Origin of the sequence: Parafrankia irregularis, assembly GCF_001536285.1 — a bacterium.
Taxonomy (GTDB): domain Bacteria; phylum Actinomycetota; class Actinomycetes; order Frankiales; family Frankiaceae; genus Parafrankia; species Parafrankia irregularis.
This window is the reverse complement of the sequence record NZ_FAOZ01000001.1, coordinates 143811-168493: the sequence shown is the minus strand read 5'-3', so window position 1 is coordinate 168493 and position 24683 is coordinate 143811. Positions and strand designations below refer to the sequence as shown.

At 71.6% G+C, this 24683-nt stretch carries 21 protein-coding genes; 13 read left to right on the top strand and 8 right to left on the bottom strand.

What is annotated here, in order from left to right; all coding sequences use genetic code 11:
• The first annotated feature begins 301 nt into the window (after positions 1-301).
• The 7 genes from AWX74_RS00670 (at position 302) to AWX74_RS00640 (ending at position 10062) form a co-directional block, all read left to right on the top strand.
• Positions 302-1717 carry a hypothetical protein gene (locus AWX74_RS00670; RefSeq protein WP_091270466.1) on the top strand — a complete coding sequence of 472 codons (1416 nt, stop codon included), beginning with the start codon at positions 302-304 and terminating at the stop codon, positions 1715-1717.
• Complete coding sequence (locus tag AWX74_RS00665) at positions 1714-3192, top strand: radical SAM/SPASM domain-containing protein (RefSeq protein ID WP_207550227.1); 1479 nt, start codon at positions 1714-1716, stop codon at positions 3190-3192. The genes AWX74_RS00670 and AWX74_RS00665 overlap by 4 nt, the downstream gene beginning before the upstream one ends.
• A gap of 134 nt (positions 3193-3326) precedes the next feature.
• Complete coding sequence (locus tag AWX74_RS00660; protein WP_091270464.1) at positions 3327-5243, top strand: ferritin-like domain-containing protein; 1917 nt, start codon at positions 3327-3329, stop codon at positions 5241-5243.
• Complete coding sequence (locus tag AWX74_RS00655; protein ID WP_091270462.1) at positions 5240-6592, top strand: FAD-binding protein; 1353 nt, start codon at positions 5240-5242, stop codon at positions 6590-6592. The genes AWX74_RS00660 and AWX74_RS00655 overlap by 4 nt, the downstream gene beginning before the upstream one ends.
• 259 nt (positions 6593-6851) lie before the next feature.
• A complete protein-coding gene (locus AWX74_RS00650; protein WP_242666005.1) occupies positions 6852-9191 on the top strand; it encodes a diguanylate cyclase domain-containing protein in 2340 nt (779 codons plus the stop codon).
• Between the two features lie 221 nt (positions 9192-9412).
• Positions 9413-9658 carry an AbrB/MazE/SpoVT family DNA-binding domain-containing protein gene (locus AWX74_RS00645; protein ID WP_091270457.1) on the top strand — a complete coding sequence of 82 codons (246 nt, stop codon included), beginning with the start codon at positions 9413-9415 and terminating at the stop codon, positions 9656-9658.
• Positions 9655-10062: a type II toxin-antitoxin system VapC family toxin gene (locus tag AWX74_RS00640; protein WP_091270455.1), complete on the top strand. Its 408-nt coding sequence runs from the start codon at positions 9655-9657 to the stop codon at positions 10060-10062. The genes AWX74_RS00645 and AWX74_RS00640 overlap by 4 nt, the downstream gene beginning before the upstream one ends.
• A 31-nt stretch (positions 10063-10093) precedes the next feature.
• Here the strand turns inward: AWX74_RS00640 and AWX74_RS00635 are convergent, their stop codons facing one another.
• Positions 10094-10579 (bottom strand): MarR family winged helix-turn-helix transcriptional regulator, encoded by a 486-nt coding sequence (locus AWX74_RS00635; RefSeq protein WP_091270453.1) that lies wholly within the window; start codon positions 10577-10579, stop codon positions 10094-10096.
• Positions 10580-10710: 131 nt separating this feature from the next.
• Between AWX74_RS00635 and AWX74_RS00630 the strand changes: the two genes are divergently transcribed.
• Together AWX74_RS00630 and AWX74_RS00625 are read left to right on the top strand one after the other, a co-directional pair.
• Positions 10711-12057, top strand: coding sequence for an erythromycin esterase family protein (locus AWX74_RS00630; protein WP_091270450.1), 1347 nt, complete (start codon positions 10711-10713; stop codon positions 12055-12057).
• 207 nt (positions 12058-12264) lie between these two features.
• A complete protein-coding gene (locus AWX74_RS00625; RefSeq protein ID WP_091270448.1) occupies positions 12265-13494 on the top strand; it encodes an MFS transporter in 1230 nt (409 codons plus the stop codon).
• 69 nt (positions 13495-13563) lie between these two features.
• Here AWX74_RS00625 and AWX74_RS00620 read toward each other — a convergent pair whose 3' ends face one another.
• The gene (locus AWX74_RS00620; RefSeq protein WP_091270446.1) at positions 13564-14052 is read right to left on the bottom strand and encodes a hypothetical protein; all 489 of its coding nucleotides are present in this window, start codon (positions 14050-14052) and stop codon (positions 13564-13566) included.
• A 6-nt stretch (positions 14053-14058) separates the two neighbouring features.
• On the bottom strand, positions 14059-14679 hold the full coding sequence (locus tag AWX74_RS00615; RefSeq protein ID WP_091270444.1) for a GNAT family N-acetyltransferase: 621 nt from the start codon (positions 14677-14679) through the stop codon (positions 14059-14061).
• 22 nt (positions 14680-14701) lie between these two features.
• On the opposite strand from AWX74_RS00615, the gene AWX74_RS00610 reads away from it, so the two are divergent.
• The gene (locus AWX74_RS00610) at positions 14702-14893 is read left to right on the top strand and encodes a hypothetical protein (protein WP_091270442.1); all 192 of its coding nucleotides are present in this window, start codon (positions 14702-14704) and stop codon (positions 14891-14893) included.
• A gap of 54 nt (positions 14894-14947) precedes the next feature.
• Here the strand turns inward: AWX74_RS00610 and AWX74_RS00605 are convergent, their stop codons facing one another.
• From AWX74_RS00605 to AWX74_RS00595, 3 genes are all read right to left on the bottom strand, one after another.
• Entirely contained in the window at positions 14948-16750 is a 1803-nt protein-coding gene (locus AWX74_RS00605) for a multicopper oxidase family protein (protein ID WP_091270441.1), read from the bottom strand.
• A gap of 163 nt (positions 16751-16913) precedes the next feature.
• Positions 16914-19331, bottom strand: a complete 2418-nt coding sequence (locus tag AWX74_RS00600) for a protein kinase domain-containing protein (RefSeq protein WP_091270439.1) — start codon at positions 19329-19331, stop codon at positions 16914-16916.
• A 143-nt stretch (positions 19332-19474) separates the two neighbouring features.
• Positions 19475-20176: a TetR/AcrR family transcriptional regulator gene (locus AWX74_RS00595; RefSeq protein WP_242666004.1), complete on the bottom strand. Its 702-nt coding sequence runs from the start codon at positions 20174-20176 to the stop codon at positions 19475-19477.
• A gap of 194 nt (positions 20177-20370) precedes the next feature.
• Between AWX74_RS00595 and AWX74_RS00590 the strand changes: the two genes are divergently transcribed.
• Positions 20371-20754 carry a cupin domain-containing protein gene (locus AWX74_RS00590; protein ID WP_091270433.1) on the top strand — a complete coding sequence of 128 codons (384 nt, stop codon included), beginning with the start codon at positions 20371-20373 and terminating at the stop codon, positions 20752-20754.
• Entirely contained in the window at positions 20751-22265 is a 1515-nt protein-coding gene (locus AWX74_RS00585; protein ID WP_091270430.1) for an MFS transporter, read from the top strand. Before AWX74_RS00590 ends, AWX74_RS00585 begins: the two co-directional genes overlap by 4 nt.
• A 104-nt stretch (positions 22266-22369) precedes the next feature.
• Here the strand turns inward: AWX74_RS00585 and AWX74_RS00580 are convergent, their stop codons facing one another.
• A complete protein-coding gene (locus AWX74_RS00580; RefSeq protein WP_091270427.1) occupies positions 22370-22819 on the bottom strand; it encodes a peroxiredoxin in 450 nt (149 codons plus the stop codon).
• A gap of 106 nt (positions 22820-22925) precedes the next feature.
• Entirely contained in the window at positions 22926-24446 is a 1521-nt protein-coding gene (locus tag AWX74_RS00575) for an MFS transporter (RefSeq protein WP_207550225.1), read from the bottom strand.
• Positions 24447-24489: 43 nt separating this feature from the next.
• Here AWX74_RS00575 and AWX74_RS00570 point away from each other — a divergent pair, with 43 nt between their 5' ends.
• Positions 24490-24672: a hypothetical protein gene (locus AWX74_RS00570; protein ID WP_091270424.1), complete on the top strand. Its 183-nt coding sequence runs from the start codon at positions 24490-24492 to the stop codon at positions 24670-24672.
• Positions 24673-24683: the final 11 nt, after the last annotated feature.

The window sequence follows — 24683 nt, the reverse complement described above, 5'->3', positions numbered from 1 at the left end:
GAACGATCTCGCTTTCAGACCACCGTACTGTCGTCCGGCCCGGAGTTCGGGATTGCCGTGGCCGGCGGGATGATGACGTGCGGAATGAACCTTCGGGATGAAACGGACACGCCATGTCGGCGGGCATCGGAATCACCAGGGAACATCAGGGAACATCGATGAATGGCCGAAATCCGGTGACGGCATCGGATTCCCGTGTGGTATGCACGGAATCATCCGCTGTCACCGGCATCGACCACCCGAACGGGTGCGCGTGGCAGCAGGGAACGGAAAGCGCGGAAACGGAGAACAGGAGACCCGGGTGATCGACCGGCTGTGGTTGTATCCGCCGCTCGCCTACGGGCGGCTGGGCCCGTCCCCCACTCCCTGTGACAACTACGTCTGGGGGCCCAATGACCTGTCGTCGCGGGGCACCGGCCGCACGACGGTCCAGCCGGCCGAGACGCTCGACGTCGCCGAGGACGGGACGGTCACCCTCCGGCAGCCCGCGACGGTGACGTTCAAGGACGCCGCCGGCTTCCGCCCGGTGTGCCCGTTCTTCGAACTGCACGGCGCCTGGACGGCCGACGGCGTGACCCACGAGGGGCCGATCACCGCCGAGGTCCTCGCCGCCGCCGGCATCGCCCTCGGCGATGTGCGCTGGGAGGTCGAGGTCGCCAACCTCAAGCCGCACCACTACACCCAGGTCGACGACGACCGGATCGTCGCGACGGTGAGCATCGCCGGGGACGACACCGGGCGCCGGGCGCTCGACGGGCGCTCGCCCGCGGGGTCCGCGGCGCCGCTGGTGCCCGCCGGTAGCCGCGTCCCGCTGGGCAGTGTGCAGCTGACCAGGCCCAGCGCCGAGCTGCCGGAGCTACGCCTGCGGTTCACCCCGGCCGTCGGCGCCGTGTACGGGCCGACGGACCTCCCGAACCGCACGAGCGACTACGTCCTGCCCGCGGACCGGCTCGTCCTCAGCCCGCAGTCGCCCTGGGTCGGCTTCGCGCTGGGCGGAGACGACCCGCGGACCAACCCGGGCGGGCTGTTCGCGGGCGCGGAGGGCAACGCCGGTCTCGGGCTCGTCGACGACGTCTGTGACGGCACGGTGCGGGTCCTCCTGCCGGCGGGCCCGGGTCAGCCGGCGGAGCTGAGCGCGGTGGCACGCATCGTCGTCGGTCCGCCGGACTTCGTGCCCGACCAGCGCCCGTTCACCTCGGCCGCGGACGGCCTGACCGACCGGGTCCGGCGCGCCGACGTCCGCGACCCCGCGTACGTGGCGGACGCCGCCCGCACCACCCTGGAGGTCCGCGACCTGTTCGAGCGGATCCTCGAGACGGTCGCCACGGTGAACGTCGACGCCCAGAACGGCCGCGCCCGTTTCGAGAACCTCGCGATCGCGCGCAGCCGGGGGGAACCGGAGGCAGCGGCCCGGGACCGGGCATTCCCGGCGGCCGAGCCGTTGACCGAACATCCGTTCCCGCTGACAGAGGCGGCCCGGGCACGCCACCGCAGGTTCCTGGCTCTGGAGGTGTTGGAGGACCTGCTGCGGGAGCGGCCTGACCTGCTCCCCACGGTTGTGCGCGAGCCGGCGACCAGCGAGCGCTACTACGACCGCCGCATGCCGGCGCTGATGCGCGGCTCCGACCGCCATCCCATGCACCTCACCCGACGGCAGTACGACCTGCTCCGGGCCTGGAGCGCAGCGCTGCGGCGGGACATCGAGCAGGGCACGTGACGGTCCTGCTGCAGATCGGCCGCCGCCCGCCGGACCCGGACCCGACCCCGGGCGGGCACTCCGAGCCGGCCGACCAGCCCGTGCCGGGCGCGGTCCCGGGCGTGGTGCCGGGCGCCGCCGCCGAGGCGCGCCTGTTCCACAGCGCGCACGGGGCACACCTGTTCGTGGTGGACGGCAGCCGGGTCTACGACCTGCCCGGTGACGTCGAGGGGCAGGTGCGGTCCTGGCTGGACTCGGATGATGCGAGCGAGCTCGGGCCCGGCGCGCGCGCCGCCCTGGGGCTGGAGCCCGGCGCGTCCAGGCGCATCGACGGCCGCCCGATCGACCCGCCGCCGCTGTCAGCCCTCTCTCTGAACGTCATGCAGGCGTGCAACATGTCGTGCGCCTACTGCTACGCGGACGAGGGCCGCTTCGGCGGCGCGGCCCGGATGATGCCGCGCGAGGTCGCCTTCGCCGCGGTCGATCGTCTCCTCGCCGAGTCGCGGCCGGGCGCCGACGTGGTCGTGGGGTTCATGGGTGGCGAGCCGCTGCTCGCCGCGGACCTCGTGCACGAGGTCACCGCCTACGCTGCCCGGGCGGCCGAGGCCGCCGGGCGCCGGGCGCGCTTCTCCCTCACCACGAACCTGACCGAGCTGCGCCCCGCGGACGCCCGCCTTTTCGCCCGGTATCCCTTCGCCGTCTCGGTGAGCCTCGACGGCGACCGGGACCGCAACGACGCGCTGCGCCGGCTGCCCGGTGGGGCCAGCGCCTACGACCGGGTGCGTGCCGGGCTCGACCTGATGGCGCGGCACGGGCGTCCGCGCCATCTCGCCGCGCGGGTCACCGTCACCCCGGCGGGCGGCCGGCTGCTCGACGTCCTGGACCATGTGATCGGCCTCGGCTTCGACGAGGTCGGGTTCGCCGCGGTCGTCGCGTCGCCGGACCCGGCGCTGGAGTTCACCGGGCCGCAGTTCGAGGAGTTCCTCGCGCACATGGTCGAATGCGGCGAGGTGGCGTTGCGTGAGCTGGCCGCCGGCCGCCGGTACCCGTTCGGCAACTTCGAGACGGCCATGGCGCAGATTCACCGGGGCAGCCACCGACCCTACCCGTGCGGCGCGGGTGCGGGGTATCTCAGCGCGGCCGCGAACGGCGACCTGTTCGCCTGCCACCGGCTCGTCGACGACCCCGGCTTCGCGATGGGCTCGGTGACGGCCGGCCCGGACCAGGCGGCCCGGGCGGAGCATCTGGCCCGCGGCCACGTCGACCGGATGAGCCCGTGCCGGTCGTGCTGGGCCCGCTACCTGTGCGGGGGCGGCTGCTACCACGAGGTGGCCCGGCGCGGGCGGCCCGGGTGCGACTACATCCGCGGCTGGCTCGCCTTCTGCCTGCGGGCCTACGTCGAGCTGTCCGCGGTGCGCCCCGACTACTTCGAGGGACTGCCGGCGTCTCCCGGGTATGGCGGCAGCGGCAGTGATCCGACGACCGTCGCCCGCTGACGGACGCCGCGTGAGCTGGACGCGCGGACCACACAGGTGCGCCGCGTGAGCAGGACGCGTCGCCCATCAGGTGCGCCGCGCGGACACCGACGCGCCGCCCGACGAGGCGTGGCGCGCGAGGAAGGGGCTGGAACGTGACGGAACCCGTGACCGGACCACCCGCGGGGAAGATCTTCCCCCGAAACCTGACGGCGCGGGCGGACCACGTCGTGCGTGGCAACCCGGCGGCCTCCCGTCCCGAGAGCGGCGTCGACAACTGCTATCCGGGGCTGGAGTTCGACCAGCGCAACCTGGACAAGGCCTTCTTCCCCGGGCTGACCTTCGAGTTCCACCGCCCGGACGGTGCCGTGCTGCGCGCCGTCGACGCCACCGGCATCGCCGCCGAGCGCGGCCTGACCGACGCGGACCTGCCCCTGCACCTGTGGGCCGTCTGCGGGCGCACGACCGTAGACCAGACCGAGGCGGACATCCCGACGTTCAGCTGCGCGAACCTCGGCGGGCTGGACGTCTGGAGGCTGGTGCACGACCTCATGCCGGGGCGGATCGCGATCCTGCTCGGCCCGCCGCCCGGGATCTCCTCGCCCGGCGCGGACGTCGTGAACGGCTCGCTCAACGGGTTCCGCCGCGGTGACCGCAGTGTCGTGCAACGCGACCCGGACGGCACGGTGCTGGCGGTCCTGGTCGCCGACCGGGCCCGCTACCTCGACCCCGAGGGTGTCATCGACCCCGAGGTCTACCTGCCCGGCGAGCTGACCCGCAGCCTGTGCGCGCCGTGGCAGTACGACTTCCGGGACTGCGGCTGCTTCTACTGGGCGGCCTCCAAACCCGACGTCGTCACCAGCGCGGACGGGCAGGTTCCCTACGTCAACTTCCAGCGCGCCGACCGCACCGCCGTCCCGCCGCCCGCGGATCTGCCGACCGAGGCGGGGCGGCGGGAGCAGGAGCTGGACTACGCCGAGATGCTCCATGCCTGGAACGACCTGGCCGTCGTGCTGGGCGGCCGGGAGACCGCCGGGGTCGCGCCGCCACCGCCGCCGGGGCCGACCGCCGGCGAGCTGGCCCGCCAGGAGGTGCTCGACGAGCTGAACTACCTGGCCACCGTCGAACACGCCCTCTCGGTGGAGTACCTGTTCGCGCACTACTCGCTCGACGCGCCCCGGCTGCTGCCCGACGACGCGGACGAGCACACCCGCCGCGTGCACGCCGCGGCCACCGAGGTCTACTCCATCGCCGTCGACGAGATGCGGCACCTGCGCTGGGTCAACGAGGCGCTCGCCATGCTCGGCCAGCCGCCGAACGTCGGGCGGGCCAGTCGTATCCACCGCCAGCTCGACCGGCCGTTCCAGCTCGAGCCGCTCACCCCGGCGCAGCTGGACTGGTTCATCGAGGTCGAGCGGCCGAGCCAGGGAACGGCCTCGGGCGTCGACGGGATGTACGTCCAGCTGCTGACCACGATCGACGCGCGCCCCGATCTCTTCCCCGAGCGGGACAGGCTCGTCCACCTCATCAAGCTGATCATCGACGAGGGGGGTGAGCACTTCCGCCGGTTCGGCCTGGTCAAGGGCCACCTCGCCGGGCTCGCACCGGAGAGCTACCTGCGCACGCTGCGAGCGGACCCGGTCGACGCGCTCACCGAGGGCCTGGCCGATCTCAGCGACCAGAACTACGCCCTGCTGCTCAACGCCCTGCAGGCGACCTTCGCACTGGGGGACAGGGCCGGCGGTCAACTGCTCGAACAGGCCCGCCGGGCGATGTTCAGCCTGCACGAGACGAACCACCTGCTCGCGGCACGCGGTGTGCAGCCGCGCTTCGCGCTGCCCGTCCCGGTCACCCTGCCCGTCCCGGTCGCCGACCACGCCGCCGGGATCCGCCGCGCCCAGGAGACCGTCGCCGAGCTGGGCGGCGCGCCGGAGCGCAGGCTCGTCCTCCAGCACGGCGCGGCGCACGAGGCCCTGCTCGCCGAGCTGCAGGCCGCCGGTGCCGGCACGATCGCCGCAGGCGGCACGATCGCCCCGCCGGCCCAGCCGCCACCGCCCCGGACCCAGGGGTGACCGACACCGTCGTCACCGGGGCCGGGCTGGCGGGCCTGACCTGCGCCTATCTGCTCGCCGGGCAGGGCCGCCGCGTTCTGGTCACCGGATGGCGTCCGGGTGACCCCGAGCGGGCATCCGGCACCAGCCAGGCACCGGGAGAGACGTCCCCGCCGGCGCGTTGGCTGGTGCTCAACGAGTTGACCATCGACCTGCTGCGGGAGGTCTGGGACGGCGGGAGCGGTCTGTTCGACGGCGCCTGGCCGATTCGGTGCCGGTACGTCAGGTGGGGTGGCTCCAGCACCGACCAGCCCCTCGAACAGCCGAGTCTGGCGGTCGACGGGGCCCAACTGGCCCAGCGGCTGGGCAGGCGGCTGGCCGAGACCCATCCGGACCTGGTCCGGCTCACCGCGGCCGGCCCCGCGCCGTCGGCGGCCGAGTGGCTGATCGCCGCCGGGCACCCGTCGGCGGGGCCGGCCGGGGGCCGTCCGGTTCACATCGGGCGCCGACACATGATCAGCGCGGAGGTGGGGCTCGTGGCGGGCGAGTCCGCCGCCGCGAGTCACCTGGTGGCCGCCGGTCCGGCCTGGATCTTCCTGGCACCGGTCGGACAGCGGCGGGCGCTGGTGCAGGCCATGGTGCCTGGGCCGGTCGCGGACCCGGTGCCGTTGCTGCGCCGGCTCCTGGACGGGACGGAGCTGGGACGCCGGCTCGTGGCACCGCCCGAGGCCGCCGTCGTGGTGCCCGCGGCGCCACGGTTGCGGCAACCGCCCTGCGGGCCCGGCTGGATCGCGGTGGGCGGCCACGCCGCCCGGTTCGACCCGCTCAGTGGTTCCGGGACCGCGCAGGCTGTCCGAACAGCGGTACTCGCCGCGGCGGCCATCGACGCGGTCGACCGCGGCGCCGACGAGCGGGATGTCCGCGCGCATGTCACGGACCGGGTCCTGACCGCCTTCACCGAGCACGTCCGCACCTGCCTGGGCCTTTACACCTCCGCCCTGGTCAGCGGTGATCCGGTCGGCGGTGATCCGGCCGGCGGTGGTCCGGTAGGTGGTGTTCCGGTCGGCGGTGGTCCGGGCAGCGAGCGGACATCCTGGGGCGACGGGCGCGCCGGCCTGGACCCGGCAGCCTGGCAGGACGAGATCGACCTGACGGCCGCCGCCCTGCGCGGGTTCGGCCCGGTCGCGGCCCCCGCTCCGAGGTTCACGCTGACCGGCCCGCTACCGGGCTGGAGACTGGTGCCGCACAGTTCTTGGCCGCACCGCGAGGCCAAGGCGGCGATGTCCGGGCCCGCTGTGGACCTTCGCGGTGTGCAAAGTGCACCATCCGGTGGCCTGACCGGCCCGAAAGGATCGTGGTCGGCGCATTAGCGGACTTCTACCTCCTGCACTAGCGTGGAGGTTGTTGCTGTTCGCATCTATATGCTGACCTTGAGTCAGATGGTGGTGGCGGGGGCTCGCCGGCGTGATCCGGTCCGGCTGGCAGCACGATCCTCGCCGGCGGAGCCGACGAAGAGCCCAGGCGGAGAGGATGATGTCGCACGCGGAGCTCACTCGAGGTATCGCACCGGAGCGGGAAGCGCCGAACTGCGGCGCGGCCAGGTTCCGCCGAATCGTCGTTGTGTGCGCGGTGGTCGCGTCCGTAGCCCTGCTCGCCCCCTTCGTCCTGCCTTCGCGCGTCGCCGATCTGGCCGTCGGCCTCGGCGGCATGGCCGCGATGGGGCTCCAGGGTGGCTGCGAGCTCTGGTCGACGCGGCGGGCGAGGGGCGCCGAGCGACGCTGGAGGCTGCTCCTTCTCACCGGATGGATCGGCGTGGCGATCGGCCTCCTGATCACATCCGTCAGGGCGTTGTTCCTGGGGCAGAACCCTTTGCCGCCGCTGTCGGGGACGGAGCCCGCCTATCTGGCTTACATTCCAGCGTCGATCGCCGCGGTGCTCGCCTTCCCTGCCGACCCGCTCAGGCCGGAGGACGAACCGGCGGGAACTCACGGCACTCGTTGGAAGATCGTCACCGTACTGGACGCGGTGCTTCTCGTCGGCTCGCTGAGCCTGCTCGGCTGGGTGGTCGTCTTCGGCCCGTTGGTGCGCGCGCGGGCACCGGCGCCGGCCTCGCTCGGAATCCTGCTGGCGTTCGGCCTCGGATGTTTCCTGCTGCTGATCACAGTTCTGCTCGTCGGGGTGTTCCGGCGACCCCGCTGCAGGGAATCATTCGCGCTGCTCGGGGGCGGGCTCGGTTCCATCACCGTACTTCTGCACGTGTCGCTGTACTTCATCGCGAGCGGCCGGCCGGAGCCCCTGCAACTGGTGGCCAGCAACACCGTCGGCACGATGATGATCGGGCTCGCCTGCATCGTGCCGCCGCGGTCGCGGCCGCGGACCGACCGTGCTGTCCGTCCCGCCGCCGTTGGTCTCGGATCCGCTCCCGGGGGCCTGGTCCGGTGGCGTGCCCGCTGGGCCGGCTGGCAGGCCGGGCAGGGCCCCCGCTGGGCGAGACTGCTCCTCCCGTACCTTCCGCTGGCCGCCCTGGGCGTGCTGGTGGCCGTCCAGATGGCGACGCAGACGCAGGTCAGACCGAGCGTGCTACTCGGTGTCCTCCTGCTTGTGCTCGTTGTGCTGATCCGTCAGCTGCTGACCTTGGCGGACAACATGAGGCTGCTGGACAGGGTTGAGCAGAGCCGTCGACAGCTGCGCCACCAGGCGCTCCATGATCCCCTGACCGGGCTGGCGAACCGTGCCCTGTTCGGCGACCGGCTGGAACACGCGGTCGCTCGGCGGAGCCGCGGCCGGCTGTCGCTGCTCTTCTGTGATCTTGATGACTTCAAGACCGTCAACGACACCCAGGGACATTCCGTCGGCGACGAGCTGTTGCGGTTGGTCGCTCGGCGGCTGCTCGGCTGCGTCCCGCCGTCAGACACGGTTGCCCGTCTCGGGGGCGACGAGTTCGCGGTCCTCCTGGAGGACGAGACCGTGGACGCCGAGGCGGCCGGCAGGAGGGTGCGTGCGGCCGTCGGTGCGCCGTGCCGCCTCGCCGGGCAGCCATACGCCGTCCAGGTGAGCCTTGGCCTGGCAGTCGCCGAGCCGGGATCTCCGATCAGCTCCGAGAGTCTGCTCCAGCAGGCAGATCTCGCCATGTACGCAGCCAAGCAGCGGGGCAAGGACCGACTGGTCGTCTACGATCCCGGCATCGTCGCCCACAGCGGCTCGTTGCCCGCGCACCGTGCACTGCACCAGGTGCTGCGGGGAGATCCCGCGGGTGGCGTCCTCGACGTTCTCTACCAGCCGATCGTCGATCTGACCCACGGTCACCCGGTGGCCTACCAGGCCTCGGCGCGGTGGCGTCACCCGATCCTCGGGCATCTCACCGGAGAACGGACGGTCGCGGTAGCGGCCGGCGCAGGGCTGAGCCACCAGCTCGAACAGGCGATCCTTGACCGTGCCTGCCACGACATCGGCCTCTACCGAAGGCGGACAGGAAAGAACGTCGCCGTCTACGTCAGCGTGTCGGTGGCGCGGCCGACCCGCGACCTGCCGGCCGACATCGAGACGGCGTTGGCCGCGTCCGACCTCCCGGTGCAGGCGCTGGTCCTCAGGCTGTCGGAAACGGAGCGCCTCGATGAGCAGGCCGCCGACAGCCTGCGTACCTGTGCCGCCCGTGGGCTGCGCCTCGCGCTGAACGGCATCGCCGGCAACCACAACAGTCTTCTGTCGCTTGACGAGCTGCCCATCGAGATACTCATGTTCGACAGCTCGCCCGGCGGTCGTGTCCCTGGCGGCGTGGGCCGGGCCGACCTGCTCCGCCGTGCGGTGATCGCCTTCGCTGAAGACCTGGATCTCACGGTCATCGCCACCGGCGTCCAGAGCCGGCAGCAGGCACGTTCACTGGCGCGCCACGGATGCCGCTTCGGACAGGGACAGCTGTTCGGACCACCGGCCGCACTGCCCGGGGCTACCGGTCGCCCGGCGGCCTAGCGTCTCGCGGCGCACGCGACTTTTCGTCGGCCTGGTCGCTCTGTTCTCGCGTCCTGTGTCACCAGAATCGAATCACGAGCCCCGTGCGGCCGCGACGGCTGATGGGCGGACTGTCGTCTTCGGCGCCACCGCGCGGGTGATCGTGGATGTCGACTCTGGTCGTGGTCCTGACCCTGGCTGTGGAGAAAGCCTTTCAGGGCAGTCGATGGTAGATTTCTGGCATGCGCACTGCCATTGACGCTGCGGGGCGTGTCGTCATCCCCAAGGCGCTGCGTGATGCTCTCGGGCTCACGGCGGGTCAGCCGCTGGAGATCGCCGAGCGAGACGGGCGGCTCGAGATCGTTCCGGTGCCGACACCGATGACGCTGGTGGACGAGGGTGACGGCGTGGTCGCCATCGCAGAGGCGGACATGCCGGTGCTGACCGCTGATCTGGTACGCGCCACGCTGGAGCGAACCCGGCGATGAAGGCTGTCGACACCAGCGTGGTCGTGGCCTGCTTCGCCAGCTGGCACGAGCACCATGCCGTCGCGCGCAAGGCCATGGCCTGCCATCCGCGCCTGATCGCACACGCGGCGATCGAGTCCTACTCGGTCCTGACCCGCCTTCCGCCTCCGCACCGGGCGCAGCCGTCAACCGTGCACACGTTCATCACCGAGCGGTTCACTGATCCGTTCCTCACCCTGTCGGAGACGGGCTACCAGGAACTCCTGGCTGTACTGGCGGCCAGCCAGATCCTGGGCGGCCCGGCCTACGACGCCCTGATCGCCTTCACCGCGGCCGAACACCAGGCGACCCTGATGAGTCTCGACCAGCGAGCTACCGCGACCTACGAAGCCATGGGAGTCACCGTGGACCAACTCGTTTCCTGATCAGGATTCGCGGAGACACGGCGGGAGGGTGTCAGCCGGCGGGGCGCCGGTAGCCGGGATGAACCCCAGGGGTCAGGCCCTGCTGCTCGGCGATGCGGGCGAGCATGCCGCGCAGGGCCGAACGCTCGGAGGCGGTCAGCGCGGCGCACAGGTCGCCCTCGTGTGCCATGCCCACCGCACCCATTTCACCCATGAGGCGTTCGCCGTCGCCGGTGAGATGCAGTGCGTAGGACCGCCGGTCGGGGCTGCCGCGGCGCCGTTCCACCAGGTTCCGCCCCTGCAGGGTGTCGACGAGCACGACGAAGCGGCTGGGCGGGGTGCCCAGCCGAGCCGCATAGGTCTGCTGGCTGAGCCCGGGTGACACCGCGATCATGCGCAGCAGCCCGGCCTGCGCCGGTGTCAGGTCGAGTTCGGCGACGCGGTCGGCGAAGCGTGCGGCCGCGTGTGCGCCGAGCTGTGCGAGCAGGAAGGCGACTCCTCCCTGGCTCTGGTTCGGTTCGTCGCAGTCCTCGGACACCAGCGAATACTAACAGCTTGAAAATAATAGACACTCGTATATGGTTCACGTGTGTCTATTGATCGAGGAGTCGCCGTGCCCTCACCGTGTGCTGCCGTCGTCCCGTCGCCACCCGTCCGTTGAGAACGCCGGTGCCGACCGAACCGAACTCATACGGCACGTCCCGCCGAAGCCTGCTCCGGGCGGTGGGCGGTGGCGCCCTGGGACTCGGCGTCGCGGGTGTGTCCCGGCCGGCGGTCGCGGCCGAGCCGACCGCCATGCCGGATCCCGTCCCCAGGTGGATCAGCGGTCACGCGCACGGCATCGCCAGCACCGTGCCCGACGCCGCGCCCGTCGACCTCGAGCCGCTGCGCACGATGATCGGTGACGTCGCGGTCGTCGGGCTCGGGGAGTCCACCCACGGCGCGCACGAACAGCTCGGACTCAAGCACCGCCTGGTGCGGTTCCTGGTCGAGCGGGCGGGCTTCCGGTCGGTGGTGCTGGAGGAGGACTGGACCAAGGGAATCCAGATCGACGAGTTCCTCCGTCACGGCCGGGGCGACCCGCGCGATCTGCTCGCCGACGCCGGCACACCGTGGCAGTGCCGGGAGATTCTCGACCTGCTCGTCTGGATGCGGGAGTACAACGAACGCCATCCCACCGACCCGGTGCGGTTCGCCGGCGCCGACGTCGTCTCGGTCCGCGCCCTCGCCTACGACGCTGTCACCGACCACGTGGCCCGCCGCGCGCCGCGCCGCCTCGCCGACCTCAGCGCCCACTACGACGTGATCCGGCCGGCCGGCGCCATCGGCCCGCACATCGCGTGGTACCGCGGCCAGCCGGACAAGAAGCCCTACATCGACCACGCCCGCGCGGCGCGTGACCTCGTCGCCAGCCTTCCCGCCGACCCCGGGCGACGGCTCGCCCCGCGGCACGCCGAGGCGATCGTCGGCTTCCACGAGTACCACGCCACCTCCGCCGTGGCCGTCCGGGACCGCTACATGGCCGACACCGTCGCCTTCTGGCGCGGGTACACCGGCGGACGCTCGATCTACTGGGCCTCGAACGTTCACAGCGCCTGCGGTGACCCGCTGACCATCTCCTATCCGCCGTTCCCGCCCTCGACGCAGACGAGCGCCGGCGGCATCCTGCGGCGCCGCTACGGCGACCGGTACCTGTCGGTCGCCATGACCTTCGACCACGGGGAGGTCAACGCGGGCTACCCGCTGCAGCGGTACGCCGTCCCGCCGCCGGCCGCGCAGCTCACCGACACCGCGCTCGCGCCGGCCGCCGCGCCGGCCGACTACCTGCTCGACCTGCGAGCGCCCGCCCCGCCGGCCGTGCGGAGCTGGCTTCGGGGCCCCGCCGTCCTCCGCGCGGTCGGCCCCAGCTACGACCCTGCCAGCGACGCGTCCTACTTCATATCCGGGGGCAGCCTGCGCGGCTGGTTCGACGTGCTCGTCCACCAGGGGCTGGTCACCGCGACCACGCCGCTCTGAGGCACTCGTCGGCGTGGGAGACCCGAAAGATCCACTTCGACGGGATTCCGCGGATCACCCGGCACATCGCGGGTTCGTCACGGCTGTCGTCGCCGCAGGTCTGCGCCGGTGAAAGTGGCCACGCAGGTGGACGTGCAGCGAACGGCGGGATCTCCGGAAGTGTCACGGGAGCACGCCTGTCGTCCGGCGGTGGTGCAGGTTGGCGTCATGAGCAACGAGATCGCGGTGTCCCCACCGACGTCCTCGCCGACCGGCGGGGACGTCACACCGGCGGCGACCTGGACACCGGTGGCCGCACTCACGTCGGGGACCACCGTGCTCGTGACCAGCGAGTTCCTGCCCGCCGGTGTGCTGCCGAAGATGGCCGCGGACGTCGGTGTCAGCGACGGGGTCGCCGGCCTGGCGATCGCGGTCACCGCGATCGCCGGTGCGGTGACCGCGCCCACGATCGCGCTCGTCCTCCCGCGGGCCGACCGGCGCACGGTGCTCGTCGCCCTGCTGGCCGCCGGCGCGGTCGCCAACATCACCGTGTCGGCCGCCCCGAACTTCGCGGTCCTGCTGCTGGGCCGGCTCCTGCTCGGCATCGCGCTCGCCGGCTTCTGGTCGTTCGCCTTCGGCGCGGGCGTGACCGTTGCCCCGTGCAGGTCGAGCGTCGTGTCGACCGCGCTCGCCTTCGGCGTGAGCCTCGCGACGGTGCTGGGTGTGCCGCTCGCAGCCCTTGTCGGCAACGACGTCGGCTGGCGGGCCGCGTTCGCCGGCGCCACCGTCATCTGCGCCGGCGCCGCGACCTGGCTGGCGTGCACGCTTCCGCCGGTGCCGGCGCATCCGTCCGCCGGCCTGCCGATGCTGCGCGAGGCTGTCGGGAACCGGCGGCTCATGGCGGGGATCGGGTGCGTCGTCCTCGTCGCGTTCGGGAACTTCGCCGCCTATCCCTACATCAGGCTCGCGATCGAACGGGTGACCTCGTCCCACACCACCTGGCTGCTCGTCGCGTGGGGCCTCGGTGGCATGGCGGGCAACGTCATCGCCGGCGCGCTCGCCGCGAGGCTGCGCCCGCTGGCGGCCGGGGGACCGGCCCTGCTGGGACTGAGCCTGGTGGTCACCGCCATGGCGGATGCTCCCGTGCAGCTCGTGATCGGGATCGTGCTGTGGGGGTTCGCGTTCAACATGGTGCCGGTCGCCACCCAGCTGTGGGTCACCAGAGTCGAGCCGGAACGCGCCGAGTCCGCGATGTCTCTGCAGGTCACGGCGTTCCAGGTCGCGATCACGGCGGGCGCGGCGATCGGCGGCGTGCTGCTCGACGCGCATGGTGCGCGGTCGCCGCTTCTCGTCGGCGCCGCGGTAGCACTCGCCGCCGGCCTCGGGTTCGGGCTACTGCGCCTGCCGGCGGCTGACAGCAGCGTCACCGCACGTCGCGCCGGTGGCGCGACGCCGTGATGAGACACGAAGCCCGGCTGCTACCGAAGACGCCCAGGCGAGCACGTCGGACGTCTGTCCGCGGAGTGCTCAGCTGGCTCGCGGCTGGGGTGGTGCGGGCGTCGGAGGTGGGCCGTCGAGCCACCAGGCCGACCGTTCCTCTTCGTGCAGACCCCTGAGAGTGGGGTACCAGCTGCTGTTCTCGGCGAAGTAGCTCCTCATGGCCGGCGACGAGTTGAAGAGGTCCAGAATCCACGCGCGCCAGGATTCGAGATCCTTCTTGGAGTACTCGGGTTTCCGATCCCAGATGCATTCCAGGATGTCGAGGCAGAACTCGGTGATCGCCAGTACCTGATTGCGATCCTGACGTGTCGAATCCGTCGGGATCGGCTCGTCCTCATAGAAATGGGGTCGCCACTGAGGGTACTCGATGAATACCCTGTCCACTTGGAGCGCCAGATCGGTTGTACTGTTGTAGGTTGTGACTGTCCGATTCTGCCTGGCATCCGAAACGGACAGCACCGTCGCGCCGATGGAAAGCATCAGCGCGACGACCGCGACAATGTTCGAGGTTTCCATCCGAGGTCACTTTCCAGCTGTCGCGATGACAAGTGGGTGGTCGGGTGGGAGGTCGTAGCCCTCTTCGTACAGTGCTCGAACGAGATTGGTCAGCTCGTCGCCGGTCGGCGGATCGGGCTGGGCGGCCGGCGCCCACATCAGGAGCATCGGTTGTTCGCCGTCTCCCTGGAGTAGTGGAACCCGGAAGTTGGCGGTGGGTAACCTGCGGGCGCCTCTGTTCTCGTAGAAGCAGATACGCCGTTGGCGTGCGGCGGTCGTTCCCGGGTCGATGTCCGGCTCGTCGGGGTCCTCGACCTCGAGAACAATCGCTGTCACCCCCCGATGATGCCGGGCATCGGTGCAGATGTGATACCAGAGGTCGCCGCCGAACCCGCCACCGCGGTACCTCTCGTCGATCGCGAGGTATTCAAGATAGAACATCCGAACCGACCTGAGCAGGTAGGCCGACGCAAAGCCCAGTGCAGTTCCCTCGTCAAGTGCGACGTAAGCGATGCGAACACCCTCGTTGACATCTCGCACTATCTCCTCGAACGGCATCCGTTCGCCCGCGGGGAAGGCCTCCAGATAAATTCGCTCCACTGAGCTGACCTGCGATGGATCGAGATCGGACAACGCCGTGACGCGCATACCAGGCATAGTAGCCGGTTTGGTGGCATCCCCGTATGGAGTACCGCAGAAGTCGATACCTCGACTGGTTCTGGTCAACCTGCTCGAGTCCGGGGACGCCGACGGGGCGGAGCAGCTGGTCCTGCGGCATGTCAGCGCCGTCGAGTCGCGCGCGCTGGTGCGCGGCCCCGAGACCCGGCCGCAGGATCTCACGGTGATCCTCAGCCGCTACTGACGCTACTGACGTCCCGCCGGCCGCCCGGCGACCGGATCCGGCGGGCGCGCGAGATCAGTCGACGACGCGGAAGGGCAGCATCATGCAGTCGTCCTCGTGGTCGAGAACGTGGCAGTGCCAGACGTATCCCTGCAGGGTCTCGCCGTCCGGGCTGAGGAAGGGCGAATCGGGGTCGAAGCCCAGCTCGTCCGCGGTCGGAAAGCGCACGAGGACCCGGGTCACCATCTTGCTCGGGGCACGGACCGTGTCCTTCCATCCGGCTTCCCACGCCGCTGGCCGCTGCGCCGGCCGGCCGAGGGTGAACGGACCGACGGGCGGCGCCCACCGGGTACCGAGCGCCGGGCGGGGGTTGAGCAGCACATAGCTGGTCGCGTCGAACGCCTGCCGGTGCAGGATTCGGAACTGGACGAGGTGCAGGTGAATCGGGTGTTCGTCGTCGGTGGTGTTGACGATGTCCCACTGCTCGACCGCGCCCTGACGGGGCCGGTCGATGTCGGTGTCGTGGAACCGCAGGTTGTTCAGCGTCATCTTGGCCGGTGGCCAGCGGACGGCGACCAGCTGGCTGACCGTGACGGTACGCACCTTCTGCGGCGTCGGCAGCGGTGGCAGGACGGCCGGCTGGTCGGTGCCGCCGCGCAGTGACGCGGGCGGTCCGCCGGTCACCCCCTGGGCCGCACCGACGGTGAACCGCATGACCCGCGGCAGGACGTCGACGCCGATGACCGTCGACTGGGCCGGCGGTGCCTCGTCGTTGCGCAGCTCGCACTGCGTCCCGGGGGGTAACGCCGAGAAGTCGACGAGCAGGTCGTAACGCTCGCCCGCGGCGATGTGCAGGTCCGTGGTGCGCACCGGCGCGTTCAGCAGGCCGCCGTCGTTGCCGATCACCCAGAACGGCATCCGGTCGGCGAAGAACAGGTGGTAGGTGCGCAGGTTCGCGGCGTTGAGGAGCCGGAACCGGTACAGCCCACGGGCGACGGTGAGGTTCGGGTTGACCACCCCGTTGACGACCACCGTGTCGCCGGTCATGCCACCTTCCCAGGTGCCGGCGGCGACCAGCTTGAAGACGCGGAAACCGAGCGTTCCGTCGGCGTTGAACATCTTGTCCTGCAGTACCAGCGGGACCTCGAACTCGCCGCTGGGCAGGCCGAGCGGGTTACCCGGCCGGCCGGTGTCGTACTGGTCGCGCACCAGGCACATGCCGGCGAGCCCCGCGCACACGTTCAGCCGGGTGATCCCCATGGCATGGTCGTGGTACCACAGCGCGGTGGCCTCGAGCCGGTTCGGGAAGTCGTAGACGACGTCACGGCCCGGCAGGAACGTCGCCATCGGGTGGCCGTCGGATCCCGGCGGGCTGGGAGCCCCGTGCAGGTGCAGAACGGTGCGCGGCGACGTGCGGTCGAGGTCGCTCGCACCGTCCAGGGTGGTGTCGACGTCCGCGGCGTAGATGTGCGGCCCGAGCCGGTTCTGGTGAACGATCCTCGTCGGGACCCCGGCCTGGACCTCGATCGTCGGGCCCAGGTAGGGCTGCCCGCCGTAGCCCCAGGTGCGCGCCGTGCCGAGGTCCCGGTGGAAGCGATGAGTGCCCTCGGCCGCGGCCAGCGTCAGGTCGCCGGTCACCACCGGCGGGATCGCCAGCTCGTCCACATAGGGCGTCAGCGGCGGGGAGTGGAACACCAGGTCCGGGTAGGGCGGCGCGGCCCATGACCGGACCGCGCCCGCGTTCAGCGCCCAGCCGACACCCGCGCTGGCACCCACCCAACCGGCGACGGCGCCCGCCCGCAGGACGCCGCGACGACTCATCGGCCGCGGGTCGGGTTCCTGGCCGTCATCGGTTCTCCGTGGCTGCTGCCGACTCATCCGCACACTCCCGATCGCCGCCAGACCGGACGTCCCGTCCGCGCGAGGTGATCCAATGCCAAATATATGATCACATATACCTCCGGCGGGACGCTACCATCCGGGGCTCTTCGCGGTTGACCGATTCGGAGTTCTGGTTCTTCCAGACGGCCATCCGGAAAAATCAGGTGCCGGGTTGCCTGGCGGGCGTTGTGCCGCGCATGCCGAAGTGAGGTGAGCACATTTCGGTGCTGGACCGGAGATCCGCGTGCCACACGCAGATCCACATCGTGTATCCCGCGACTGGAATGAAGTTCGTCTTCCTGGCGCCCCAGGACGCGGAGAAGGTGTACGCGATTCCGTCGCTGCGGAAAAGTTCGGCGACGCAGGACTGGGTCAGCGACGTGTTGAGCACTCCCGCGAGTGCGCCGGAGCCGTTGTCGGACAGCCAAGCGGAACAGGTCGCGTTGTCGCCCACCCAGTAGGTGTCCGCCTCGGAGCCCGGAACCTGTGTCGTGTCGTCGCCGCCGTTGATCCCGTTGATCGAGGACGAGGTCAGGTGCGGGCCGGTCTGCGCGGCGGCGGACCGCGTGGCGGTGTTCGCCGGCCCGGTGCTCGAGGTGGCGGACAGGCTGGAAGCGCTGGGCGAGATGGTCGCCTCGGTGGGCGGTGAGACCGGTCCGCTCGGACCCGGCGACGGCGACCGGGGCGTTTCGGCCCTGAGTGTGGTGTCGGCCGAGGCGGCGGGGGAGATGCGTGCCGTGGGACGAGTGGGAGACGTCCCGGGATACCGGGACAGCGCGAGCGCTCCCACCACGACCGTCAGCACGAGCACGACGACGCCGATGACGGCGGCCCTGCGCTCAGGCCGCCGTCGCCGCCGCCTTCGCCTGCTCCGCGGACCGGTCCCCGGCCTGGCGCCCGAACTGTCCGCCGACGGCTCCGGAGCACCCGGGATGACGTCGGCCGCCAGCCCGGACGTCTCCGGCGCCCGGCTGTCCGCCGCCGGCGGGCCAGACTCCGCCGCCGGTGGCGCGGCGGCCGGTGGCACTGCGGCCCGTGGTACGGCGGCCGGTGGTGCTGCGGCCGGTGGCGTCGCCTCCGCCGGCATTCCGTCCGCCGGCATCGCGGCTGGTGGCGGCGGGTCGTCCCAGGAATGCCGCGGTGGGAGTCCGGGCCCCGCCGGGAACGGCGGCGCGACGGTCGTGCCCGGCAGCCGGGGCGGTACCAGGGGCACGAACCCGGTGATCGCCCTGGTCGGCGGGAGGGACACGGACGCCCCTGGGCCCGCGCGATCCTCCCGCCCGGCCAGAGCGACGGTCGCCCGCTCCAACAGCGCCGTTCGTGCCGCCTCGGCGGAGCTGTTGAACAGGTCGAGAGTCGGCATCGTGCCGGGAAGCTCCGGGCAGGGACAGTTCTCGACCCGCACCTGCACCAGCGTCCGCGCGAGGGTCACCGCATCCGCGCCGCGCACGGTGCCCCACCCGGCCTGCTCGAACTCCGACTCCAGGTAGGAGTCGGAGAGGAGGACCAGCGTGCGGGCACAGTGCCCGACACCCGCACGCACGTCGGCGGTCCACCGCGACCCTGCGATGCCGTCCCGTGCCTGAAGCAGAACCAGGTAGCCGGCGGATTCCAGGACCCAGGCGACCCAGTCCGCCCAGTCCTGATCGGCGCTGGCACAGGAGATGAAGAAGTCCCAGTGCGCCCACCCGGGCGGACGCTCGGTAGCGGCACGAACCGTCGCGTCGAGATGCAGCGGTGACCGCCCGCGCGCCGCCCAGCCGACACCGAACACGGCAGTGGCAGCGGACGCCAGCTCGAGCGCGAACGTGGCCGCGTCCGGGGGGCGGTCAGCGGGGGACTTGGCCAGCGCGCGTGACACCACCTCGGCCAACGGAGCGGCCACACCGGTCATCGGCGGCGGTGGCTCGGCCAGCTGGCGGCCCAGCAGCGACAGCAGCGGCAGCTTCGGATCGAACGGCAGCCTTCCGGTGAACAGGCTGTACAGCACGATCCCCAGCGCGTACAGATCGGTCCACGGCCCCAGCTGGCCACCCTCGATCTGTTCCGGGGCCATGTAGGCCGGGGTGCCGGCGATGCCGCTGGTGGTCGTCCCCGACCCGTCGAACAGCTTGGCGATGCCGAAATCGGTGACCTTGAGCGTGCCGTCACCGGCGAACATGATGTTGTCTGTCTTGATATCGCGGTGCAGGACCTTGTGGCGGTGTGCGTGCTCAAGAGCCGCGGCGATCGCCAGCGCCGCCGCGCAGATCTCCTCGGGGCTCATCGTCGCCCGCCGCTCGGTCAGCGTGCCGCCGGCGAGCAACTCCATCACGACCATGCACAGGCCGTGGTCCTCGACATAGTCGTAGACCCGCACGACGTGTGAATGATCCAGCCTGGCCAGCACCCGCGCCTCGGCGGCGAAATCGGCCGCGGCCGCCGCGGTGCCCCGGGCCTCCATCACCTTGATGGCCACCGGCCGGCCCATCTGCCGGTGCGTGCCCGCCAGTACCAGCCCGAACGCCCCCGACCCGAGCTGCTCACCCAGAACATAACCAGGCAGGGCCTTGGCCACCCGGTCCCGGTCGACGATCACCGATCGTCCCGCCGGGCCCGTCGTCGCACACCGTCTCCATGAGGCGCCATCGGGATCGAGCGTAATAGTCCGCCACGAAGCGCCATGAGGTGCCTCCTTCCCGTGGAAACGGGGCGGGTCGGCGGTCGTGACCGCACGGGCTTCTACGTGTGATCGGGCTCGCCGTCCGCTGGTAGGGCCCGGAGGAATCCGTCGACGAGGCTGCGGAGGCCGAGGGCATAGGTGTCCCGGCTGGCCAGGGTGGCCCAGCGCTCCGCGAGCGCCGCGAGGTGCGGCAGTTCGGTGGCGTCGACCGCGCGGATGAGGGCGTCGCGCCGGGTCGCTCCGGGCTTCTCTGCCTGCTGACGGTCGTGGTTCGCGCGGACGAGTACCTCGCCGGCGGTGTAGTACCAGATGGTCCGGTACAGGTCGACGGCCTGCTCCGGTGTGCAGCCGCACTCGACTGCCCCGGCGAGCAGCGTCTCGACCATCCACAGCGCCGCCCGGCCCACCTGATCGTCCTGGACGAGCACGCTGACGACCCACGGCCAGGCGGCCAGGGTGTCCCGGATGACCGTCGCGGCCGTGATGACGCGTTCGCGTGGGTCAGCGGGCATGGCCGGGCGGGGCATGCCCGCCGCGTAGTCGTCGAGGAGCTGCGTGAGCAGGTCGTCCTTGTCGCGAACGTGGTGGTAGAGCGTCGTCGGCGCGGTGCCGGCCTCCGCGGCGAGCCGGCGCATGGTCAGCTTCTCCCAGCCGTCCCGATCGATCAGGCGACGGGCGGCGGTCATGATCTCCGCGCGGGAGGTGCGGGGCGGGCGGCCCATACGCCCGCGTGCCGAGGCCGACGGTTCTGCCGCTGTCACGGGTTCATCATGCCCGGGCCGTACGGCGCCCCCGGCATGTGTCCTGGATCACGCTGTGCGGTTGCCTCTCGACCCTGATCGTCGCGCGGGCTACTTTTCGAACATGTTCCTAAAGTCTCCGGCCGGTGGGGCGGCACCTCCAGCCCCTTGCTGGTCTGCCGGAGATCCGCGCACCCGCCCAGGAGGCCACTCCCATGGACCTGATCCCTGTCGATCTCCTCACCGCAGTGCTGCGCCTGCGCCCGGGCGGAACCGTCACCGCCGAGCCGCGGCGGATGGATGCCGACGACGAGGGCTGGACCGTCGCCGTCACACACGCGGAGACCGACCAGGACGTCCACGGTGACCACTGGGAGGTGCATCCCGGAAGCGACGAGGCCGTGTGTGTGCTGTCCGGACGGGCCCGGATCGTGCTGCGGCCGGAGGAGACGGACGGCGCACAGACCGTCGTCGCCCTGGCTGCCGGGACCGGGCTCGTCGTTCCGCGCGGGCGCTGGCACCGATTCGAACTGGACGCTCCGAGCGACCTGATGAGCATCGCGCTGCGCTCCGGATCCCGGCTGGAGCAGCGGGCATGACGGGAACGGGCTCCCGGACCACCGCTCCCGCTGCCCCGCCGAACCCGGCGCCGCCGGAAGGCCTGTCGGGGCGGACCCTTCAGTGGCTTCTCGTGGTCGTGTTGCTGGTGCAGGCGATGGTGGCGCTGGACACCTCCGTGGTGAACGTGGCGCTGCCGGACATCCAGTCCGCGCTCGACTTCAGCCCCGGGGGCCTGACCTGGGTGGTCAACGCGTACTCCCTGGCGTTCGGCGGCCTGATCATGCTGGGTGGCCGCACCGGTGACCTGGTCGGGAGGCGCCGGGCGCTGCTCGCCGGGCTCGTCGTCTTCGGCGTGGCGAGCCTGGCCGGCGGGCTCGCCCGGACGCCGGGGGAGCTCATCGCGGCCCGAGCCGCCCAGGGCGTCGGCGCGGCCGTGCTCGCCCCCATCGCCTTCACCCTCATCACGGTGTACGTGCCCGCCGGGCCGGCGCGGGCGCGGGCACTCGGGCTGTGGGGGGCGGCCGCCGCCGTCGGCGGCGCGGTTGGTGTGCTCGCCGGAGGAGCGTTGACCCAGTGGGCGGGCTGGCGGGTCGTGCTGTTCCTCAACCTGCCTGTCGTGGGCTTCCTGCTGGCCGCGGCCCGCCGCGGCATCCCCACCGACCGCAGGGAAGTCCCCGCCGACCCCAGGGAAGCCGCCCCCCGGCCGCGGCCGGACGTCGCCGGGGCGCTGCTGGTCACCGCCGGGACCTCGGCACTCGTCCTCGGAGTCATCCGGACGGACGGGCACTCCTGGGGGTCGGCGACCACGTTGCTGACCATCGCCGCGGCTGTCGTCCTGCTCGCGGCCTTCGTCCTGGTCGAGACCCGAGCGGCGGCGCCGCTGCTGCGGATGCGGCTGCTCACGCATCGCTTGGTCGTCGTCGCCAACCTGTTCGTGCTGCTCCTGTTCTCCGGCCAGTTCGCCGCCTTCTACTTCGTCTCGCTCTACCTCCAGCAGGTGCTGAACTATTCGGCGGTGGCCACGGGGGTCGCCTTCCTGCCGTTCTGCGCCGGCATGCTGCTCGGCTCGACCACGGCGTCCCGGCTGGCGGCACGGGTCGAGGGGCGTCTCCTGCTGGCGGTCGGCGGGGCACTGGCCGCGGTCGGGTTCGGCTGGTTCGCCGCGGCACTCGGAGCAGACGGGAGCTTCCTCACGTCCATCCTCGGGCCCTCGATCGTGACGAGCGTCGGGATCGGCCTGTGTGTGGTGCCCATGGGATCGGCCGCGACGGTCGGTGTCGCCCCGGCCGAGGCGGGGATGGCCGCCGGGCTGATCACCAGCTCCCGGCAGATCGGAGGCTCGATCGGCCTCGCGGCCCTGGCGACCGTGGCGACGGGGGTGACCGGCCGGCGCGACGGCGGCGGCCCTGCCGCTCTCGCCGCCGGGTACGCGACGGCCGTCGGCATCAGCGGCGTGCTTCTCGGCCTGGCCGCCGTTCTCGCGTTCTTCGCACTGCCGGTCAGTTCAGCTGGATCACGCACACCGGTGACGAGCCAGCAGGACGTATGACCCGGCGGCGCCCACCAGGCGGGTGCCGCGGAGCCGCCTGAGTCACGCGGAGCCGCCTGAGCCAAAGGAACGCGGGAACAGGACGTCCCGTGGACGGGCTCCGCCTATCCGCCCAGTGCGGCCAGCGCCTTGTCCGCGTGCGTGTTCATGTTCAGCTCACTGACGATTGCCTCGATGACGACCCGGTCCGTACCGATCACGAAGGTGGCCCGCTTGACCCGCAGCAGGTCGATCGACCGCTTCACGCCGAAAATCCGTGCCACGACACCGTCGGCGTCCGACAGCAACGGATAGTCGAAGGCGTGCTTGTCGGAGAACTCCTTCTGCTTGGCTACCGTGTCGGGGCTGATACCGATCCGCTGCGCGCCGACCTTGGCGAACTCCGCCGCGAGGTCCCGGAAGTGGCAGCTCTCCGCGGTGCAGCCCTTGGTCATCGCCGCCGGGTAGAAGAACAGGACGACCGGGCCGTCCGCCAGCAGGGTGGACAGCCGGCGCGGGGTGTTGGTCTCGTCGGGGAGTTCGAAGTCCGGCACGGTGTCGCCGACACGCAGCATCTGTGCGCTCCTCACCTCGGGCTGGACGCCGAACCGGTATCGGAACCGGCTCTGTCGCCCAGGGCCGCCGGCATGACGGCCTCATCCGTACACGGTAGTCCCTCATCTACGCACCGGTTTCCGGGCTTTCGTTCCGGGATGGATGCCAGGTGACAACCGCGATGGCCGCGACCAGCACGATCACGGCCACGACCCGCAGCCCGGTGTCCATTCCGGAGGTGAAGGCATGGACGACGGCCTGGTGCGCGTCCGGAGTGCCAGCGCTGGTGCCGGCGCCCTCGGCGTCGAGGCGGGCGAGCGCCGCGGAGACGGTGCGCGGGGTGTCGCCGCCGCCCGGTTCGCGCAGTACGGCGGGCAGCTGGCCGGTGAAGCGGGAGACCAGGACGGTTCCGACGGCGGCGACCCCGAGTGCGCTGCCCAGCTCACGGGCGGTGCTGTTGATGCCCGCGGCAACCCCGGCCTTCGCGGGCGGCAGCGCGTGCACGATCCCGTTCGACAGCGCGGGAAGGGCGAGCCCGCAACCGGCCGCGACGACGAGCAGAAAGATCACGTAGAGCCGATAGGGGGTGTCCGGAGTAGCTGTCGAGAGCAGGAGCAGTCCGGCCACGATCGATCCGAGGGCGAGCCCGGCGACCGCACGGTGGCCGATCCGGTCGCCAAGCCCGACACTCACCTGGGCGACGACCACCATCGCCACCGCCATCGGAACGATTCCGAGGCCGGCGACCAGTACGGAGTACCCCTTTCCGTACTGCAGGTACTGGGCGTTGACATAGAACAGGGCGTACAGGCCGAAGAAGGCGACCAGCATGCCGAGCGTCGCCGCGCGCAGGCGGGGGATGGCGAACACCCGCGGGTCCAGCAGCGGATGAGCCCGGCGCAGTTCGTACCAGGTCCAGCCGGTGAGGCCGGCCGCGGCGAACGCGAAGGCGCCGAGCACCGGCACGGTCACCCAGCCCCGGTCGGGCCCCTCGATGATCCCGTACAGCAGGGCGAGGAACGACGCGGTGAGGCCGACCGTGCCGGCGACGTCGAGCGGGTGGGGCTGCCGGGGCGGATTCGGCGTGGTCCGCGCGGCCAGTGCCAGCAGGAGCAGCGCGATCGGGACGACGGCGGCGAACAGGGCACGCCAGGAACCGAGCTGCACCGCCAGCCCACCCGCGGCGTTGCCCACGACGCCACCGACCCCCGTCATGGCGGCCCACGTGCCGACCGCCGCCTGCCGGCGCTCGACCGGGAACACGCTGATGATCAGGGCGAGTGTGCTGGTCAGGATGCAGGCCGCCGCGGCGCCGGTGACCGCCCGGCCGGCGAGCATGACGGCGACCACGGGGGCACCGGCGGACACCGCGCCGCCCACCGCGAACACCGCGAGGCCCACCAGCAGGGTTCCCCGCCGCCCGAAGCGGTCACCGACGGCACCGGCGGGGATCAGCAGGCAGGCGAAGACGATGACGTACATGTCGACGATCCACAGCAGCGCGGCCGCCGACGGGTGCAGGCCGCTCGCGGCGATGTCGGGCACCGCCAGGTTGACCGCGGCGACCATGCCGACGACCAGGACGACACACGCCGACATCACGGCGAGCACCACGTTCGGACTCGCCGCCCCCCGGGTTGCCGTCACGTGCTGAAGGTAGCTGGATGCGTTTGGTAGGCGCCGGCAGCATGTGGCCGGCGGGGCGAACCGGGCGGCGGCTGAGCGCGCGTACGACGTCAGCGGCGGCGACCTGCGGGCGGACCGCCTGCTGGGCGAGGCGGTGCTGACCGCGGCCGGCTGGCAGGTGCCGCGGAGGACCTTCTGCGGTGTCCTGGGTGCGGCCGGTGCCCAGTGCCCGGATCAGCCGGGATGACCCCGGCGTGC

Bases quoted from the DNA above. Each gene is read 5' to 3' on its own strand.
- AWX74_RS00645 (WP_091270457.1), top strand. From the start codon at position 9,413: ATGCGCACTGCCATTGACGCTGCGGGGCGTGTCGTCATCCCCAAGGCG.
- AWX74_RS00640 (WP_091270455.1), top strand. From the start codon at position 9,655: ATGAAGGCTGTCGACACCAGCGTGGTCGTGGCCTGCTTCGCCAGCTGG.
- AWX74_RS00625 (WP_091270448.1), top strand. From the start codon at position 12,265: ATGAGCAACGAGATCGCGGTGTCCCCACCGACGTCCTCGCCGACCGGC.
- AWX74_RS00620 (WP_091270446.1), bottom strand. From the start codon at position 14,052: ATGGAAACCTCGAACATTGTCGCGGTCGTCGCGCTGATGCTTTCCATC.
- AWX74_RS00615 (WP_091270444.1), bottom strand. From the start codon at position 14,679: ATGCGCGTCACGGCGTTGTCCGATCTCGATCCATCGCAGGTCAGCTCA.
- AWX74_RS00605 (WP_091270441.1), bottom strand. From the start codon at position 16,750: ATGAGTCGGCAGCAGCCACGGAGAACCGATGACGGCCAGGAACCCGAC.
- AWX74_RS00590 (WP_091270433.1), top strand. From the start codon at position 20,371: ATGGACCTGATCCCTGTCGATCTCCTCACCGCAGTGCTGCGCCTGCGC.
- AWX74_RS00585 (WP_091270430.1), top strand. From the start codon at position 20,751: ATGACGGGAACGGGCTCCCGGACCACCGCTCCCGCTGCCCCGCCGAAC.
- AWX74_RS00580 (WP_091270427.1), bottom strand. From the start codon at position 22,819: ATGCTGCGTGTCGGCGACACCGTGCCGGACTTCGAACTCCCCGACGAG.